The sequence below is a fragment of the Fluviicola sp. genome, assembly GCF_039596355.1.
GTDB lineage: Bacteria > Bacteroidota > Bacteroidia > Flavobacteriales_D > Crocinitomicaceae > Fluviicola.
Genome location: NZ_JBCNJW010000003.1, coordinates 16,398 through 33,486, shown reverse-complemented (window position 1 = coordinate 33,486; position 17,089 = coordinate 16,398). Strand labels below are relative to the sequence as shown.

Annotated in this window: 14 protein-coding genes; 12 read left to right on the top strand and 2 right to left on the bottom strand. The window is 44.4% G+C overall.

Annotated elements, in window-relative coordinates; translation table 11 throughout:
* The first annotated feature begins 303 nt into the window (after nucleotides 1–303).
* The 10 genes from ABDV94_RS08080 (at nucleotide 304) to ABDV94_RS08035 (ending at nucleotide 10,761) form a co-directional block, all read left to right on the top strand.
* Entirely contained in the window at nucleotides 304–1,173 is an 870-nt protein-coding gene (locus tag ABDV94_RS08080) for an energy transducer TonB (RefSeq protein WP_343606335.1), read from the top strand.
* 186 nt (nucleotides 1,174–1,359) lie between these two features.
* Entirely contained in the window at nucleotides 1,360–2,862 is a 1,503-nt protein-coding gene (gene atpD / locus ABDV94_RS08075; RefSeq protein ID WP_343606333.1) for a F0F1 ATP synthase subunit beta, read from the top strand.
* 127 nt (nucleotides 2,863–2,989) lie between these two features.
* The gene (locus ABDV94_RS08070) at nucleotides 2,990–3,277 is read left to right on the top strand and encodes a F0F1 ATP synthase subunit epsilon (RefSeq protein ID WP_343606331.1); all 288 of its coding nucleotides are present in this window, start codon (nucleotides 2,990–2,992) and stop codon (nucleotides 3,275–3,277) included.
* A 252-nt stretch (nucleotides 3,278–3,529) separates the two neighbouring features.
* Nucleotides 3,530–4,267 (top strand): isoprenyl transferase, encoded by a 738-nt coding sequence (locus tag ABDV94_RS08065; RefSeq protein ID WP_343606329.1) that lies wholly within the window; start codon nucleotides 3,530–3,532, stop codon nucleotides 4,265–4,267.
* A gap of 8 nt (nucleotides 4,268–4,275) precedes the next feature.
* Nucleotides 4,276–6,870 (top strand): outer membrane protein assembly factor BamA, encoded by a 2,595-nt coding sequence (gene bamA, locus ABDV94_RS08060; protein ID WP_343606328.1) that lies wholly within the window; start codon nucleotides 4,276–4,278, stop codon nucleotides 6,868–6,870.
* A 108-nt stretch (nucleotides 6,871–6,978) separates the two neighbouring features.
* Nucleotides 6,979–7,497 (top strand): OmpH family outer membrane protein, encoded by a 519-nt coding sequence (locus tag ABDV94_RS08055; protein WP_343606326.1) that lies wholly within the window; start codon nucleotides 6,979–6,981, stop codon nucleotides 7,495–7,497.
* Between the two features lie 74 nt (nucleotides 7,498–7,571).
* Complete coding sequence (locus ABDV94_RS08050; protein WP_343606324.1) at nucleotides 7,572–8,093, top strand: OmpH family outer membrane protein; 522 nt, start codon at nucleotides 7,572–7,574, stop codon at nucleotides 8,091–8,093.
* A 119-nt stretch (nucleotides 8,094–8,212) separates the two neighbouring features.
* A complete protein-coding gene (gene ygiD / locus ABDV94_RS08045) occupies nucleotides 8,213–9,091 on the top strand; it encodes a 4,5-DOPA dioxygenase extradiol (protein ID WP_343606322.1) in 879 nt (292 codons plus the stop codon).
* A gap of 27 nt (nucleotides 9,092–9,118) precedes the next feature.
* The gene (gene murI, locus ABDV94_RS08040) at nucleotides 9,119–9,946 is read left to right on the top strand and encodes a glutamate racemase (protein WP_343606320.1); all 828 of its coding nucleotides are present in this window, start codon (nucleotides 9,119–9,121) and stop codon (nucleotides 9,944–9,946) included.
* 11 nt (nucleotides 9,947–9,957) lie between these two features.
* Entirely contained in the window at nucleotides 9,958–10,761 is an 804-nt protein-coding gene (locus tag ABDV94_RS08035) for a sulfite exporter TauE/SafE family protein (protein ID WP_343606318.1), read from the top strand.
* A gap of 120 nt (nucleotides 10,762–10,881) precedes the next feature.
* Here ABDV94_RS08035 and ABDV94_RS08030 read toward each other — a convergent pair whose 3' ends face one another.
* Complete coding sequence (locus ABDV94_RS08030) at nucleotides 10,882–13,281, bottom strand: DUF5686 family protein (protein ID WP_343606315.1); 2,400 nt, start codon at nucleotides 13,279–13,281, stop codon at nucleotides 10,882–10,884.
* A 242-nt stretch (nucleotides 13,282–13,523) separates the two neighbouring features.
* On the opposite strand from ABDV94_RS08030, the gene ABDV94_RS08025 reads away from it, so the two are divergent.
* Complete coding sequence (locus ABDV94_RS08025) at nucleotides 13,524–14,408, top strand: radical SAM/SPASM domain-containing protein (RefSeq protein ID WP_343606313.1); 885 nt, start codon at nucleotides 13,524–13,526, stop codon at nucleotides 14,406–14,408.
* Between the two features lie 163 nt (nucleotides 14,409–14,571).
* Nucleotides 14,572–15,765 (top strand): glycine C-acetyltransferase, encoded by a 1,194-nt coding sequence (gene kbl, locus ABDV94_RS08020; protein ID WP_343606311.1) that lies wholly within the window; start codon nucleotides 14,572–14,574, stop codon nucleotides 15,763–15,765.
* On the opposite strand, the gene ABDV94_RS08015 is transcribed toward kbl, so the two are convergent.
* On the bottom strand, nucleotides 15,728–16,951 hold the full coding sequence (locus ABDV94_RS08015) for a hypothetical protein (protein WP_343606309.1): 1,224 nt from the start codon (nucleotides 16,949–16,951) through the stop codon (nucleotides 15,728–15,730). The genes kbl and ABDV94_RS08015 overlap by 38 nt on opposite strands.
* Nucleotides 16,952–17,089: the final 138 nt, after the last annotated feature.

Below are 17,089 nucleotides of genomic sequence, written 5' to 3'. Positions count from 1 at the left end.
ATTTCGCCCAAACTTACCAAATTCGTGCCAATCCCGTCTTACGAGAGCTTCTTTAAAAAGGGTTCAATAAGTTTAAAGCGTTCAAATTGAACTATTCATTGGAAATTTCAAAAAACACGCATTTCAAGCTCGTTAAATTCACAGAATTGCTTCAAACTACCATTAAATAAGACATTTCAACACTTAAAATTCTTTTCAAAAATCACCTTTAAATAATACGTAGATTAGAATAGAGGTAAACCCAAAAAAGGCCTGTTGGATCAACCTTATAGTCAGATAATAAACTTAAAAACCGAATGAATCATGGTACTTACACTTTCAATCATGGCAATCATCGTAGCATTTTCGCTCTATGATTATTTTTCTTCCAGATCCTGGCAAATGGTCACTTCCAGAGAGCGAAACGAAACGGTATTTGAGAACCGCAACAAAGCATACGGGGCTTATCAAATCCGGAGAGATTACGACAAACGCATTCTATTGATCTTTTTAGGATTCATTGTCGGAATCGGAGGATTGTGGGCTGCTTCCGGGCTGTTCAGACCGATCGAACGCACAAAACCACATGTTGTGATCATTGATCCGTTTGCAGGAACAATGGATGAGCAAAAGGATCAACTGCCTGAAATTCCAAAACCGGAAGTCGAGAAGCCGGCAGCACAATCGCTTGCAGACATCACTGCTTTTCGTGTTCCAACACCGACAGATGACCGCATCGACGATCCTAAAATCAACATTGTGGATCAAAACACCAATGTAGGATTGGTAGATCAAAAAGGTGATCCGAATGTGGATCCGTTCGATCCGAACAAAATCCTGACCAATAAAGGTACTGGAGACGGACCCGGCATTGAGACAAAAATCGATGACAAACCTGTCGAAATCGTTGACGAACCGGCAAAATTCCCCGGAGGAATGGATGCACTTCGCCAGTATATTGCGGACAACATCGACATCAATTCCATCGAGGGAAGCGCAAAAGTGTATCTGAAATTTGTGGTAGACACAGACGGAAGCATTTCCCTGGTAACAGTTACCAAAAGCTCGGATGATTGCAAAACCTGTGAAAAAGCAGCGATCAAAGTGGTGAAATCCATGCCGCACTGGACTCCGGGAAAAGTAAACGGACAGCCTGTAAAAAGTTATTACAGAATGCCGATCAACATCCAATAAAACAATCTTTTCTTTTTTTTACGACTTCCAAGCGCCCGTCGGTCGACGGGCGCATTTTTATTGCCCGCAACTTGAACTGCTTTAATTCTAAAATTTTAGCAAGTATTTTTCAAGAAAAATTGGATAAAAAAATAAAAACCGTAACTTTGCGCCCAAATTGAAGGAATACACTTAAAAGGCAACAAAATGTCCAAAATTCAAGGTAAAATATCACAGGTTATCGGACCGGTTGTCGATGTAACATTCGACAAAGGCGTTTCGCTTCCAAATATCTACGACGCACTTGAGGTGTTCAAGGTAGATGGAACAAAAGTAGTACTGGAGGTACAATCACACGTTGGAGAAAACTCAGTTCGTACCATTTCGATGGATTCAACGGATGGTTTCCGTCGCGGAATGGATGTTATCTCAACAGGAAGTGCAATCAAAATGCCTACAGGAGACCAAATCAAAGGTCGTTTGTTCAACGTAGTTGGTGAAGCAATTGACGGAATCAACACGGTAGACAACGCAAATGGTTTGCCGATTCACCGTGAAGCACCGAAATTTGAGGACTTGTCTACTGCAACAGAAGTGTTGTTCACAGGTATCAAAGTAATCGATTTGATCGAACCTTACGCAAAAGGAGGTAAAATTGGTTTATTTGGTGGTGCCGGTGTAGGAAAAACAGTATTGATCCAGGAATTGATCAACAACATCGCGAAAGGACACGGTGGTTTGTCTGTATTCGCTGGTGTAGGTGAGCGTACCCGTGAAGGAAACGACTTGCTTCGCGAGATGTTGGAATCAGGAATTATCAAATATGGAGAGGCTTTCCTTCACTCTATGGAAGAAGGAGGATGGGATCTTTCCAAAGTGGATTTGAACGAAATGAAAGAGTCTAAAGCTACTTTCGTATTCGGGCAGATGAACGAGCCTCCGGGAGCACGTGCACGTGTAGCTCTTTCCGGATTAACCATGGCAGAATATTACCGTGACGGGGATGGTGAAGGACAAGGTAAAGACATTCTTTTCTTCGTTGACAACATCTTCCGATTCACTCAGGCAGGTTCTGAGGTATCTGCACTTTTAGGACGTATGCCTTCAGCGGTAGGTTACCAGCCTACTTTGGCAACTGAAATGGGTGCGATGCAGGAACGTATTACTTCAACGAAAAAAGGTTCCATTACTTCCGTACAAGCGGTTTACGTACCTGCGGATGACTTAACGGATCCGGCTCCGGCAAATACCTTTGCTCACTTGGATGCAACAACCGTATTGTCCCGTAAAATCTCCGAGTTGGGTATCTACCCTGCGGTAGATCCACTGGATTCTACTTCCCGAATTCTGACTCCTGCAATTTTGGGCGAAGAGCACTACAACTGTGCAATGCGCGTAAAAATTACGTTACAGCGTTACAAAGAACTTCAGGATATCATCGCGATTCTTGGTATGGACGAGTTGTCCGAAGAAGACAAATTGGTTGTACTTCGTGCACGCCGCGTTCAGCGTTTCCTTTCCCAGCCGTTCCACGTTGCTGAGCAGTTTACAGGAATCCCGGGAGTATTGGTAGACATCAACGAAACAATCAAAGGATTTAACATGATCCTGGATGGTCAGATGGACAAATACCCTGAAGCAGCATTCAACCTGAAAGGAAGCATCGAAGATGTGATCGCTGCAGGTGAGAAAATGTTGGCTGAAGCTTAAAAATAGACAACAAGACATTAAGACGTCAAGATATTAAGACTTAGATTTTAGGATACTGTATCATGCAGGTCCTAAAATCTTAAAGTCCTAAAGTCTTAAAATCCTAAAGTCCTAATATCCAAAAAAGATGCAATTAGAAATTATCACTCCGGAAACGTTAATTTTCAAAGGTGAAGCTACTGCGGTTCAATTTCCGGGGTTAGACGGTTCTTTTCAGGTGTTAAACAATCACGCTCCGATTATCTCCGGTTTAGCTGCCGGAACAATCAAAGCAGACTTGTCTGAAGCGATCAAAACAACCGGGAAAACAAATCCTCACATCACGACTGAAAACCAGGGAAAAATCATCCACGTGGCTATCAAAGGCGGTGTAATGGAAATGCAAAACAATAAAATCATCGTATTAGCAGAATAATACGTAGTAATAAACAAATAAAAAGGGGCTCGCCGTGGCGGGTCCTTTTTTGTTTTTACCGGTTTGAAAACGAAACAACGCACACCGATACATTGCAACCAACTCCATAGCGCAATTATTCTCAGCAATTTCAACCGGACAAAAAACGCAAAATCACTTATTTTTAGAGCACTACCTTTTGTTAAGGTCTGTTATAAAAACGTATTTTTGCACCAGTACATAAGATTCTTTAATTATTTTCGTTCTGTTATCATGAATCTACAGAATCAAATAGATTTAACAAACGTACCTCAACACATTGCCATCATCATGGACGGAAACGGACGATGGGCAAAAAAACAAGGACAAGAGCGCTTATACGGTCATTCTTTCGGAGTTGACTCGGTTCGTGCTGCCCTGACCGCATGTAAAAATATCGGCGTTAAATACGCCACGATGTATGCCTTCTCTACCGAAAACTGGAGCAGACCCCAGGACGAAGTAGAAGGCTTGATGAACCTATTGGTCTACACAATCGCCAATGAAGTCAATGAGCTGAATGCACAGAACGTCAAACTGCTGAGCATCGGAGATACCGACGGACTTCCGGAAGACTGCCAGAACGAACTGTACAACGCCATTGAATCGACCAAAAACAATACCGGAGTACATCTCGTTATTGCCCTGAACTACAGTTCGCGCTGGGAAATAACAGAAGCTGTAAAAGGATTGGCAGCACAGGTAAAAGATGGATCGCTGGATCTTTCCGACCTGACTCCCGAGCTGATTTCACAAAACCTGTCAACCAAACATATTCCTGACCCGGAATTACTGATCCGAACCAGTGGGGAACACCGTTTGAGCAATTTCCTGCTTTGGCAGGCCGCTTACAGTGAATTCCATTTCACTCCCGTTCTTTGGCCCGACTTCCGCGAGGATGATCTATACAAAGCGGTTCTTGATTATCAATCACGAGAAAGACGATTCGGAATGGTATCCGAGCAATTATAATGAATTCTATGAAAAAATCCCTATCAATTTTATTTCTTGCATGTGCGCTTATGTCCTATGGGCAGATAGACACCACGTCTGTAAAAAACCCGGCAGATAAAATTGATTCCATAAGCTCTTCCACAACCATCGGCGGTGGAATGAATTTCAGCTATACCAATACTGAAAAGTATACGCTTGGACCAATCCGTATTGAAGGAGCAGATAATTTCGACCCGCAGGCTATCAAACTCATCGCTGGGTTGAAACAGGGGGATCAAATCACCATTCCTTCGGATCGGATCAGTAACGCGATTAAAAACCTGTGGAATGAGGGACTTTTCTCGCGCATTTCCATTGAAGCAGAAAGAGAGGTTGCCGGTGTAATCTATCTGGTGATCAAACTGACTCCACGCCCGAAACTTTCCCGTTTCAGATTCACCGGTGTTACTAAAAGAGAAGTGGATAAAATCCGCGAGGAAGTAGATCTTTCTTCGGGACAAACGATCACGGAAAACCTTTTGTTTACAACCAAAAACAAAATCCGGGGCTACTTCCTGGAAAAAGGGTTTAACAACATTGTAGTAAACATTACGCAGATCCAGGATACCCTGATCAACAACTCCGAGATTTTCTTCATTGACATCGATAAAGGTAAAAAGGTAAAAATCAAGGAAATCATCTTTGACGGAAACACGACCATCAAGCCTTGGAAACTCCGCAAAGTGATGAAGGATACCAAGAGACGTTCCATCATGCGTGTCTTCAAGCGCTCGAAATTCAACAACACCGCTTACCAGAGAGACAAGGAAGCAGTTCTGGATAAATTTCGCGGAGCAGGATTGCGCGACGTTCATTTTGCAGTGGATTCCGTTTACAAAATCGATAGTAAAAACCTCGGTATTTACTTCAAAGTGGTAGAAGGAGAAAAATACTACTTCGGTGATATTACCTGGATCGGAAACACGAAGTTCAGTTCCGGCTTGCTTGATACTGTTTTGGGAATCAAATACGGGGACATTTATGACAAACCGCTTTTGGATCAGCGACTGAAACAAAGCCAGGACGGAAGAGATATTTCTTCCCTGTACATGGATCGCGGGTATTTATTCTACCACCTCGAGCCGGTTGAAATCGGTGTGAAAGACAACCACATCAACTACGAAATGCGCATGGTTGAAGGAAAAGAGGCACGTGTGAAGAATATCATTATCAAAGGAAACTACAAAACCAATGAGCACGTAATCCGTCGTGAAATCCGCACCAAACCGGGAGATCTTTTCAGCAGAAACGACATCATCCGTACACAACGTGAGTTGGCTCAGCTGGGGTATTTCAACGAACAGGGATTCCAGGTAAACCCGATTCCGAATCCACAGGATGGAACCGTAGATATTGAATACGTAGTAGAAGAAAAAAGTGCCGATCAGATCGAACTTTCCGGAGGTTACGGGGCAAACCGTATCATCGGAACACTCGGATTGACATTCAGTAACTTCTCGATCAAAAACATTTTCAAACCGAATTCATGGAGCCCGCTTCCAACAGGTGACGGACAGCGTTTATCGATTCGTGCACAAACGAACGGACGTATCTACCAGGGATATAACTTCTCGTTCACAGAGCCGTGGTTGGGTGGTAAAAAACCAAACTCCTTTACATTCTACGTGAACCATACTTCATTTTCAACCAGTACGACAATCAAAAAACGCGACCCAAGCTACCAGGGAGTAGGAATTTCCGGAGCAGGGATCGGTTTGGGAAGACGTAAAAAATTCCCGGATGATTACTTCAGCGCGTACTACGAACTGGCATACCAGTATTATGACGTACGCAACTACTCTTCGCTCTTCCCTAGCTTCAGTAACGGGTATGCGAATGACATCAGTTTGAAATATGCCCTGCAGCGTAACTCCGTGAACTCACCGATTTACCCGACAGAAGGATCCAAAATTTCCTTCACGGCAAAAGGAACACTTCCGTACTCCCTGTTTGACAAGAGTAAGGACTACAGTTCCTTGAGTGCACAGGAAACATTCAAATACCTGGAGTACTACAAACTGAAATTCACATTCGAATACTACATGCCGTTGACACCGGACAAAAAACTGGTCTTGATGCCGCGCGTTGGTTTCGGATACATGGGAGCATACAACAAAGCAAAAGGATTGACTCCGTTTGAGCGCTTCAACCTGGGTGGTAGTGGTTTGTCCGGGGTGAACCAGTTCGGAGGTCGTGAAATCATCGCATTGCGTGGTTACGATGACAATGCACTGTCTTCCAGTGCAGGTGATCCGATCATTGCGAAGTACACGCTCGAAATGCGTTACCCGATTTCCCTGAACCCGCAGGCTACTTTCTTCGTATTGGCATTTGCCGAAGCGGGAAATACTTTCACCAGCTTCAAAACCTTCAATCCGTTTAACGTGAAACGAAGTGTTGGTGCGGGTGTGCGCATCTTCCTTCCGATGTTCGGTATGCTCGGATTGGATTACGGATGGGGCTTCGACAAATTGGATCCGCACTCCAGCGGATATGGCGGAAGTATCGATCAATCAATCGACTCAAAAGGATACTTCCCTAAATTCACCTTCACCATTGGTATGAACTTAGGAGAATTATAATATTCAATCTTGTTGGGGCGCAATGCATCGCGCCCCAACACTTTCTACCTGATTATGTTACGTAAAACAATAAAAATAGTATCTTCGTCGTTCTTTCAAATTTCGCATATGAAAACAGTTATCATTCTACTATTCATGGTGTTTGGCATGACCTTTGTCAGTTCTGCTCAGAAGTACGGTTATATCGACTCAGAATTTATCCTGGGAAAGATGCCGGAATACAAGGAAGCGAAAGAACGCCTTGACAAGTTGGCAGAACGTTGGACAAAAGAAATTGAAGAGCGCTATGAAATGATCAAAAAGAAAAAGGAGAACTTCCTGAGAGAAGAGAGTTTATTACCCAGCGAAGAAAGAACGAAACGGGAAGAAGAAATCAAAACACTGGAATCTGAAGCTATGCAAATGCAGCAAACACGCTTCGGAGTTTCAGGAGATTACTTCCAAAAAAGACAAGAATTAATCAAACCGATTCAAGACCGGGTTTACGAAGCAATGCAAGCAGTTGCATCAAAACGGAATTATAGTTTTATCTTTGACAAATCAAACCAAAGTAACTTAGTATATGCCGATAGTAAATTCGACATTAGTGACGAGGTTTTAAGAGAAATGGGTGTAAGCACCAAGTAAGAACCAGCCGCAGCTGGTGATAACACAACAAACGGCAATGCCGCTGTAAAAAACAAAACGAAACAAAAACAAAAATGAAAAAAATCCTATTTGCCCTGGCACTTACAGTATGTGCAATCGCAACTTCACAGGCTCAAACAAAAATCGGCCACGTGAAATCTCAGACATTGTTGGATACAATGCCTTCCAGAAAAGCGGCTATTAAAGAAATCAAAGAGATCGAAGCTGCCGGATTGAAAGAGCTGAGAGACATGGATAGCGCTGTTCAGGTTGCTTACAAAACATATTTGGACAAAAGAAGTGGATATTCTCCGACAGTTGATCAGTACGAACAGCAGCGTATTCAGCGTATGCAGCAGGCTTTGGAAGATCGTCAGCAACAGATTGACCAGCAATTGCAGGTGATGACGCAGGAAATGAATGCTGTGATCCTTGACCGTGTTAAAAAAGCTGTAAACATCGTAGCAACAGCGAAGAAATTCAACTACATCATCGACGAAAGCACAACGCTTTATTCCGCAGGAGGAGTTGACGTTACAAACGAAGTAATCGTTGAGTTGCTGAAGCTGGAAGCTGAAGTGAAGAAAACAAGATAAAAACAATCGGAATAGAAGAAAGGGGACGCGACGCATCGCGTCCCCTTCTTTTTTAACCTCACTTTTTTATTTAACACACTTTAATTACCACGGTAAATAAATTGACGTATCTTTGTTTCATGAAACGTCAGTCATTTGTAAAAGGTATGTTAGGATTTGCAGCACTTGGCGGATTAACTTCTGCCGTATCACTTGGAAAATTACTCAGTGAGGAAGATTATACCTATCCCGTTTTGTTTATCGGGCACGGATCTCCGATGAACGGGATCGAAGACACTTCTTTCTCCAGACAGTGGAAAGCAGAGGTAGAACACCTTCCTGCTCCCAAACTTGTGCTCGTTATTTCCGCACACTGGCTGACGAACGGAACCTATGTCACAGCGATGGAGCATCCACAAACGATCCACGATTTCGGCGGATTCCCGGATGAACTGTTCGCAGTGCAATACCCGGCTCCCGGAAGTCCGGAATGGGCCCAAAAAACCAAAGACCTGGTGACCAGCACACAGGTTGGATTGGATCATGAGTGGGGATTGGATCACGGAACCTGGACCGTGGTGCGCCACATGTATCCGAATGCAGATATTCCGGTCATTCAACTTTCCATCGATTACGGAAAACCGGCTGCATACCATTATGCACTTGCTCAAGAGCTCAAATCACTCCGCAAGAAAGGCGTCTTAATTATCGGAAGCGGAAACATGGTTCACAACCTGCGCATGGTTGCCTGGAACAAGCTCAACACACCGAATTACGGGTATGACTGGGCGATTGAAGCGAATGAAACGTTTAATAAGCTGATTCAGGACAGAAACCACCAGGCATTGATCGATTACCAAAAACTCGGACAGTTTGCAAACCTGGCGATCCCGACACCGGATCATTACTTCCCGATGATCTACACCCTCGGTTTATCCGATCAAAAAGAGGACATTGCACTGTTCAATAATGAATTGGTGGGCGGTTCTCTCAACATGACTTCCGTCCGATTTGGGTAAAACGGAAACGTTGTGTACTTTTGACACATGTCAGTAAAAGGTCCGATTGGTGTTTTTGATTCAGGGTACGGCGGTTTAACCGTTCTAAAAGAGATCCGGGAGAAACTTCCCGAATACGATTTTCTCTATTTGGGCGACAATGCACGCGCTCCCTACGGTTCCCGGAGTTTCGATGTGATCTATGATTATACCTGGCAGGCCGTACAAGCACTTTTCGAAAAAGGTTGTTCCCTGGTAATACTTGCTTGTAATACCGCTTCGGCAAAAGCACTCCGCAATATTCAACGTTTAAAATTACCGGAACTTCATCCTGATAAACGTGTGTTGGGTGTGATTCGTCCAAGTACGGAAGAACTCGACAAGCATACGAAAACAAAACACGTAGGTGTATTGGCAACGGAAGGAACCATTCGTTCCAACAGTTATGAAATTGAACTGGCAAAGTTTGCCCCCGACCTCGTGGTGAATCAGCATGCCTGCCCGATGTGGGTTCCATTGATTGAAAACAACCAGTTTGACACTCCCGGAGGCATTTATTTCATCCAGGAAGACCTGGTACAAATCCTGGATAAGGATCCGAAGATTGATACCATCCTGCTGGCATGTACCCACTACCCAATTTTAATCGAACAGGTGCGCAAACTGCTCCCTCCGCAGGTCGAAGTACTTGCACAAGGGAAAATAGTTGCTGAGAGCCTTGCTGATTACCTCGACCGGCATCCGGAAATGGTGGAAAAATGCACCCAAAACGGTACGGTAACGTACCTGACAACCGAAAATGCCCGAATCTTCAGTGAAAAGGCTTCTTCGATGATGAACGACGAGATTGTAGCCGAACATCTGACGTTACATTAAAACACACGGATGTGGTTCTCGAAATAATCGGATATTTTTCTGCCCTCTTTGTGGGACTCGTACTCGGAACACTTGGAGGAGGAGGTTCTATTCTTGCCGTTCCGATCCTGGTGGTCTTCTTCCAGCTCGAACCGCAAAACGCTACGGTCTATTCCCTGTTCATAGTAGGCGTGACTTCGCTTTACGGAGCAATCCAGCACTTCAAATCCAAGTTGATTCATCCGAAAAATGCACTTTTGTTCGGAATTCCGGCCGTGATCAGCATTTCACTGACGCGGTTGATCGTTGTTCCGGCTTTGCCTCCGGTTATTCATTTTGGAGAGCACATTGTATTTGAACGGAATACATTCATCATGTCGCTGTTCGCCATTTTGATGATCCTGGCATCCGTTCCGATGATCAGAGGACAGAAAGAACTCACAACAGCCCGCAAAAACAGGCCCACAATCCTCGTTATATTCGGGTTGATTATCGGATTGATCAGCGGACTTGTCGGAGCAGGAGGTGGATTTATGATCATTCCTTCCCTGTCTATTTTCATGAAAGTGCCGATCAAAAATGCTATCGCCACATCGATTGTCATTATTGCGATTAATTCCCTGAGCGGTTTCACAGCTGAATTGTTTAAGCCCGACCTGGTCCTGGACTGGACTTTACTCCTGGGTTTTACACTGATTGCTACCGGCGGACTGATCATCGGGTTAAAGATCAACCACAAGATTCAATCCGTTAAACTCAAAAAGGGCTTCGGGATTTTCGTGTTGTTGATTGGAGTTGCTATTCTGATTACAGAAGCGCTTGCCGCAAGCAAATAGCTGAATAAAATACAGATAGACATCCTGCAGTGGTGGGACAAGTTGTGTCTATTTGCCCAGATACAGTAAGGGTTTCAGACCAAATTGACCTCCACCCTAAAAACCTTCCTCCAATACTTCTTAAAACAGGAAGTTAATACTGAACTTCGCTGTGATGTTATCCGCGACTTTCGGAGAAATAACTCCTCCCGCATAATGATAGAATCCACCAATTCCGAAACCGATCCGGTTCAAAATGATTACACTGTTTGCCAATGCACCCGCTTCGGCATATCCTTTATCCAATGAGTGAAACGCAATGGAATGACGGCTCGGGTCTTCCTTACTTCCGTAACCAATTGCATGGTGGATTGAGAACTGAGGCTTCGTCCATTTTTTACCTGTTTTAATCGCCTTGAAGTCGAAACGTGTGAACAAAGCTGCCATTCGGGAAGAATAGTACGTAGAAGCAATCATCGTCTCAAAGGAATTTGCGGCCGACAATTTCCACATACCTCCTGTACCCTGTCCTACTTGCTGCAACAACAAAGGAGCATCACCTTCCAACACGGTTCCCATCAAAACATAGGTCAGTTTACCAACCGCACGAACCGGCAAAATCTGCTGCACACCTCCCGTCAACCGGGTATAATCGATCTTCGCGGCAGTAACTCCGGGAAGACTCTTGGTCACTTTCAAGGTCAGGATCGGCCATTTGGAACCCAATGACACGCGTTTTGTACCCAAAGACATCACTTTATCGCGAATTGCCCAGATCAACTCCAGTGAACTTTCTGCAATATCGTAGTGATCAATCGATCCCATTTCGGTATTCTTCCACTGATAGGTATAGTTATCCGTAAATTCAATGCGCTGATACGATCCGGAAAGGCGGAACTTCATGCGCGGGAAAATATACCCCGAGAAAGCAATCTCCCCGATGCGCTGCTTATCCATCTGGCGGATGTAAATATCGCGGTAGAATGAATTCAACTGCGTCACAACCGGTTGATTCGTCAACCCCGTTCCTCCGCGTTCCACGATATCCTGCTGGTAACGCGCTTCAAAATCCAGGAAGTATTTCGGAAGCAGAGTTACTTTTCCATAACCGCCGTATTTCCACATTTTGTCTTTGAAACCATATGCGAAGTACCCTCCAACACGGAAACGATCCGATAGTTTATCGCTGGTTTCCAGTCCGACTCCCAAACGGAACCCTTCGTAATCACGGTAATTCACCAAACGCAGGATATCTGCCTGCAGGTAACCCAGCGGAATTTTCCCTTGCAGAAGCGATTGGAATGTTTTCAGCTTTCCTTCCAGGTTTTCCTTTTCCGAAAGGCTGTCTACAAACTCATAAGTTCTCAAATCTTTTTCGTCCAGGTCGTATTTCCGCTTGCCCTCCCAATGCGAACTGTCTTTGGAATTCGCATCCCGGGCTGTTTCCACGAATACGGCATTGAAGCGTTCATCTTTCAAATCGGCATTGAGTACCACGTGATCAATGTAGGTATTTCCCTTTCCGACCAGGTAGGCATCTTTGATTTTACTGCTGAAAGAAAGTCCCGGAGCGGTCACTTCTGTTGACAATTTATACGGGAACCACTTTTTCCCTTCCAAAAAGACATATTCCTGGATAATCTTCGGATGGATTCCTCCGTTGTTTTCAGCGGGCTCCGCAATCACTTTTTCCACCGCAAAACCTTTCGTATTGATGAACAAAGTCCCTTTCATTCCTTCGAAATTCTTATCTCTTCGCGGTTGGAAACGAATGGTGTATGTGGTATCTCCCGGCGCAGTAATCGTCGTATCTTCCAAAATGAACAAGTAGCGGCGAATCGATCCCAAAGCCAACGGATTCAGGTATGTTTTACCAAGAATATCAAACTGATTGTCGTAGAAATTGAATGATTGCAACTGATTGGCAAAGGTCGAGAACATCGGATCGGAGAAACCGGAAACCCGGTAAGCACTGATGACTTCCTTTTCCTTGAAAGGCGGTTTAAAGAACTTGGTCGATGTACTTTCCAACAGGAAAATATGCTGCTGGTCGAAGAATTTTCTCAAATCCAGCAGGTTGGTGTCTTTCACCGTATCTGAAATCTGTGCCAGTGCATCCTGGTTAATCGTAAACACAAACTTGCTGTAGCTATCGTATTTAAATGCCACGTCTGATTTCGGGTGGTTCTTCTTCCTGTTTTCGATGGCCAATTCCATGATACGTTCCGCCGGATTCACTCCCGGAAGAATCACTACTTCATCAATCAAACTGGCTTGTTCGGTCATATAAACCGTCATGTCACCTGTAATTTCGATCGTGGTATCGCGGAAGCTGGTCATTTTCAAGGTCACCTGCGTATTTCCTTCCGGGTTGGTAAATCGTCCGTCCAGATCGGCTAAAAATGCTTTCCCTTCTTTCGGGTATACTTTCACGAATGGAATCGGTTCTTTGGAAATGTCTTCCCGGATTTGAATTTGCTGCTGCGCGTAAAACGACTGAGGAATAAGTAGTACTAATAAGCTTCTTAAAAGGTATTTCATGGTTTTCATTGTCTTAGCCTTAAGACAAACTAAGTCAAAAAAAGTTACAGTGGATCAAAAAAAACAATCAATCTCGTCAGACTTCCTTAAATTCGTAGTACAAAATGAGTGCATTCAAAGATCGGCAAAACATCCTTAAACAACTTAGCTTTCAGCGGGTTTGGAATATCGTATTGCTTCGATCGTCCTACTTTTTAGCACGCATTTTTAAACAGGAAAAAAATTGGGGCAAACCCTTTGCCTTGAGCATCGAACCTACCACAGCCTGTAATCTGGGTTGCCCGGCTTGTCCGAGCGGCTTGAAAGCCTTCACCCGCCCTACCGGGAAAATCGATCTGCAGAAACACCAGGACTGGCTTACACAAGTCTCCAATACCGTATTTTATGTGAATTACTATTTCCAGGGCGAACCTTTCCTGCATCCGCAGTTCCTCGAATTGATCCGCGAAGCCAAAAAACACCGGATTTATACGGCTACTTCGACCAATGCGCATTTTATAGACCAAAAGAAAGCACGCGAAATCGTGGCGTCCGGACTTGACCGGCTCATTATTTCCATTGACGGGCTGACTCAGGAAACATACGAATCTTACCGCATCCACGGACAACTGGAAAAAGTGATTGCCGGTTCGAAAGCACTCGTGGAAGCCAAGAAAGAAGCTCAAAGCGCCACACCGCATCTCATTTTTCAATTCCTCGTGGTAAAAGCCAACGAACACCAGGTTCCGGAAGTCCAGGAGCTTGCAGATGCCATCGGGATTGACGAAGTGCGTTTCAAAACCGCCCAGGTCTATGATTACAAAAACGGTAATGAACTGATTCCCGACAACGAAGCGTATTCGCGTTATGTGAAACAAAAAGACGGCACATACCGCTTCAAATACAAAGGCGGAAACAGTTGCTGGAGAATGTGGTCATCGAGTGTGCTCACCTGGGACGGGCAAGTGGTTCCCTGCTGTTTCGACAAAGATGCGGAACACACACTCGGGAGTTTACAGGAACAATCGTTCGAATCGATCTGGAACAGCAACCCATATCGTTCATTCCGGAATACCGTTCTCCGCGACCGCAACTCAATCGATATCTGCACCAATTGCTCGGAAGGTGCAAAAGTGTGGGTGGAGTAATTCAAAATTTGAAAATGCAAAATTCAAAATGGAGAATGGAAAAAATCAACTGGTCTGCAAAGCTATTCGGACTGAATGAATAACATACCTCTAAATCCCTTCCCAATTTTTGAATTTTGCATTTTGAATTAATTCTATCTTTGCTAACAAAATAAACAAGGTCATGTACGGAAAACTGAAAGATCATTTGTCTGCTGAGTTGACAGCCATCAAAGAAGGAGGTATCTTCAAAAAAGAACGCATCATTACTTCTCCTCAGGGAGCCCGCGTAAACGTGAGTTCGGGAGACGAAGTAGTGATTATGTGTGCAAACAACTACCTGGGTCTTTCATCTCATCCGGATGTGATCGGGGCGGCAAAAGAAGCTTTGGACACACATGGTTTCGGAATGTCGTCTGTTCGTTTTATTTGTGGTACACAAGATATCCACAAAGAACTGGAAGTGAAAATCGCAAAGTTCTATGGAACGGAAGACACGATTTTGTATGCAGCAGCTTTTGATGCAAACGGAGGTGTTTTCGAACCGCTTTTCGGTGAAGAAGATGCCATTATCTCCGATGAATTGAACCACGCGTCTATCATCGACGGGATTCGTTTGTGTAAAGCACAGCGTTACCGCTACAAGCATTCGGACATGGCTGACCTGGAAGAGCAGTTGAAAAAAGCTCAGGGGCAGCGCCACCGCATCATTGTTACTGACGGAGTATTCTCTATGGACGGTGATATTGCCAAAATGAATGAAATCTGTGATCTGGCGGATAAATACGATGCACTCGTTATGACGGACGAATGCCACAGTGCCGGATTTATCGGGAAAACAGGACGTGGTGTTCCGGAATACCACAACTGCATGGACCGCGTAGACATCATCACCGGAACCTTAGGAAAAGCATTGGGTGGTGCTATGGGTGGTTACACCACCGGGAAGAAAGAAGTGATTGAAATGCTGCGTCAGCGTTCAAGACCATACTTGTTCTCCAACTCACTGGCTCCGTCAATCGTAGGAGCAGCAAACAAAGTATTCGACATTCTGAGTTCAACAACAGAGTTGCGTGACAAGCTGGAAAGCAATACCAAATACTTCAAGGAGCGCATCCTTGCAGCCGGATTTGATATCAAACCGGGAGATTCTCCGATTGTTCCGATCATGTTGTATGATGCAGCTTTGTCTCAGCAATTCGCAGATAAATTATTGCAGGAAGGAGTTTACGCGATTGGCTTCTTCTACCCGGTAGTTGCAAAAGGTGCGGCACGCATCCGAACGCAAATCTCCGCAGCTCACAGCATCGAAGACCTGGACAAAGCGATTGCTGCGTTCATCAAGGTCGGGAAAGAATTGGGCGTTTTAAACCATTAATCCGGATTCTGCGCTGACGGTTCTTCCGTCTCCACAAAAGCCAGATTCCACGCAAAGGAAAATACAATAACCCTGCAGTGCAAGCTCTGAACAGCCATGTTTGGAGCTTATTCTCTTTGGGTAGCTGCATCGCACTCAAGGATGCTTTTGCATTTGTTCCGTCATAGCGGGTAACCGGGTTCAGGTAAATATAACTTTCTGCGTTTTTGGCAATCACCCGGATATACGTATCGTCTTTTTGGAGTTTATAGACTGCCCGGTCTGAATACGTCGTTTTCTGCTTTACCTTTCCTCCCTGCCCGATAAACAGGATCGTATCTGCCGGAATAGCAAAACGGACATCAATACTATCGGTTTTCAGTTCACAACTCACAAAATTATTTTCACAGCGGTTGTAGAGGGTATATACTCCGAATGCTTTTCCGCTGAGCAGGGAATTCAGTGCCTGTTGTTTGTTTTTCTCCGGAGCGAGAATCACCGTCCAGACTCTTCCCATTTCATCTTTCTCCGTACTGTGCGAATCATCGTTCGCAAGCAGGTAGCCCAGTTTTCCATTCGAAAGTGCCATGTCCCAGTGCTCATCCGAAATCCGGAAATGATTGAGTACCTCAACCAAATCATAATGCTTCAGGTATTTCATATCATTGAGACTTCTTCCGTGGTTGAATTCCGGATGTGCAATTGCTACGATCCCTTTATTTTTCTTGATCCCCTCAATAACTGTTTGCTGATGTGACGTAGACTGATAGAGGAAATAATCGCACCAGGAAACGTGTTCCGGATTCAGTACCAGGCAGTGAGATTTGAACACATTCAACCCGTGTTCGTATACCGGAATGTACAACGGATCATTCTGTTTTCCGGTCGTATCCAGACAAAAATAGTTGGAAATAGCAGCGATATCGTAACCTTTCTCCTGATAAGCCCGCCTCATTTTTTCAGGGGTGTTCTTACCATATGTCAGAGACCTCCAGGCGCAGGAGTGTGCATGAAAGTTGGCTTTAATCCGCTGGTTTCCGACCGTTTGATACGGGTTCAGCCAATGGTTTCCTGAAAAAGGTTTGGGGTCTTCGAAATCGTAGATTGTTGTTGTCAGGTATTGAATCCCGATCAGTAGGATCGAGAACAACAAAACAGAGGCCAAAAACCGAAGAAGAAAATACGCAAGTACAGCTATAGCATTCACAGGAAAAACAGAATCATTACGAATCAAAAATACAGAAACGAATCATTATAAAAAGCTATCCTTCAACAGATAATAAAATCATAATCTGGAGGAAACGCCGGACACCACAAGGATATTTCCGATAAATGATTAAAGTCG

Excerpts from the sequence above, each read along its gene's own strand:
- ABDV94_RS08055 (WP_343606326.1), top strand. The coding sequence starts at position 6,979 with ATGAAAACAGTTATCATTCTACTATTCATGGTGTTTGGCATGACCTTT.
- bamA (WP_343606328.1), top strand. The coding sequence starts at position 4,276 with ATGAAAAAATCCCTATCAATTTTATTTCTTGCATGTGCGCTTATGTCC.
- ABDV94_RS08050 (WP_343606324.1), top strand. The coding sequence starts at position 7,572 with ATGAAAAAAATCCTATTTGCCCTGGCACTTACAGTATGTGCAATCGCA.
- ABDV94_RS08080 (WP_343606335.1), top strand. The coding sequence starts at position 304 with ATGGTACTTACACTTTCAATCATGGCAATCATCGTAGCATTTTCGCTC.
- murI (WP_343606320.1), top strand. The coding sequence starts at position 9,119 with ATGTCAGTAAAAGGTCCGATTGGTGTTTTTGATTCAGGGTACGGCGGT.
- atpD (WP_343606333.1), top strand. The coding sequence starts at position 1,360 with ATGTCCAAAATTCAAGGTAAAATATCACAGGTTATCGGACCGGTTGTC.
- ABDV94_RS08070 (WP_343606331.1), top strand. The coding sequence starts at position 2,990 with ATGCAATTAGAAATTATCACTCCGGAAACGTTAATTTTCAAAGGTGAA.
- ABDV94_RS08065 (WP_343606329.1), top strand. The coding sequence starts at position 3,530 with ATGAATCTACAGAATCAAATAGATTTAACAAACGTACCTCAACACATT.
- kbl (WP_343606311.1), top strand. The coding sequence starts at position 14,572 with ATGTACGGAAAACTGAAAGATCATTTGTCTGCTGAGTTGACAGCCATC.
- ABDV94_RS08030 (WP_343606315.1), bottom strand. The coding sequence starts at position 13,281 with ATGAAATACCTTTTAAGAAGCTTATTAGTACTACTTATTCCTCAGTCG.
- ygiD (WP_343606322.1), top strand. The coding sequence starts at position 8,213 with ATGAAACGTCAGTCATTTGTAAAAGGTATGTTAGGATTTGCAGCACTT.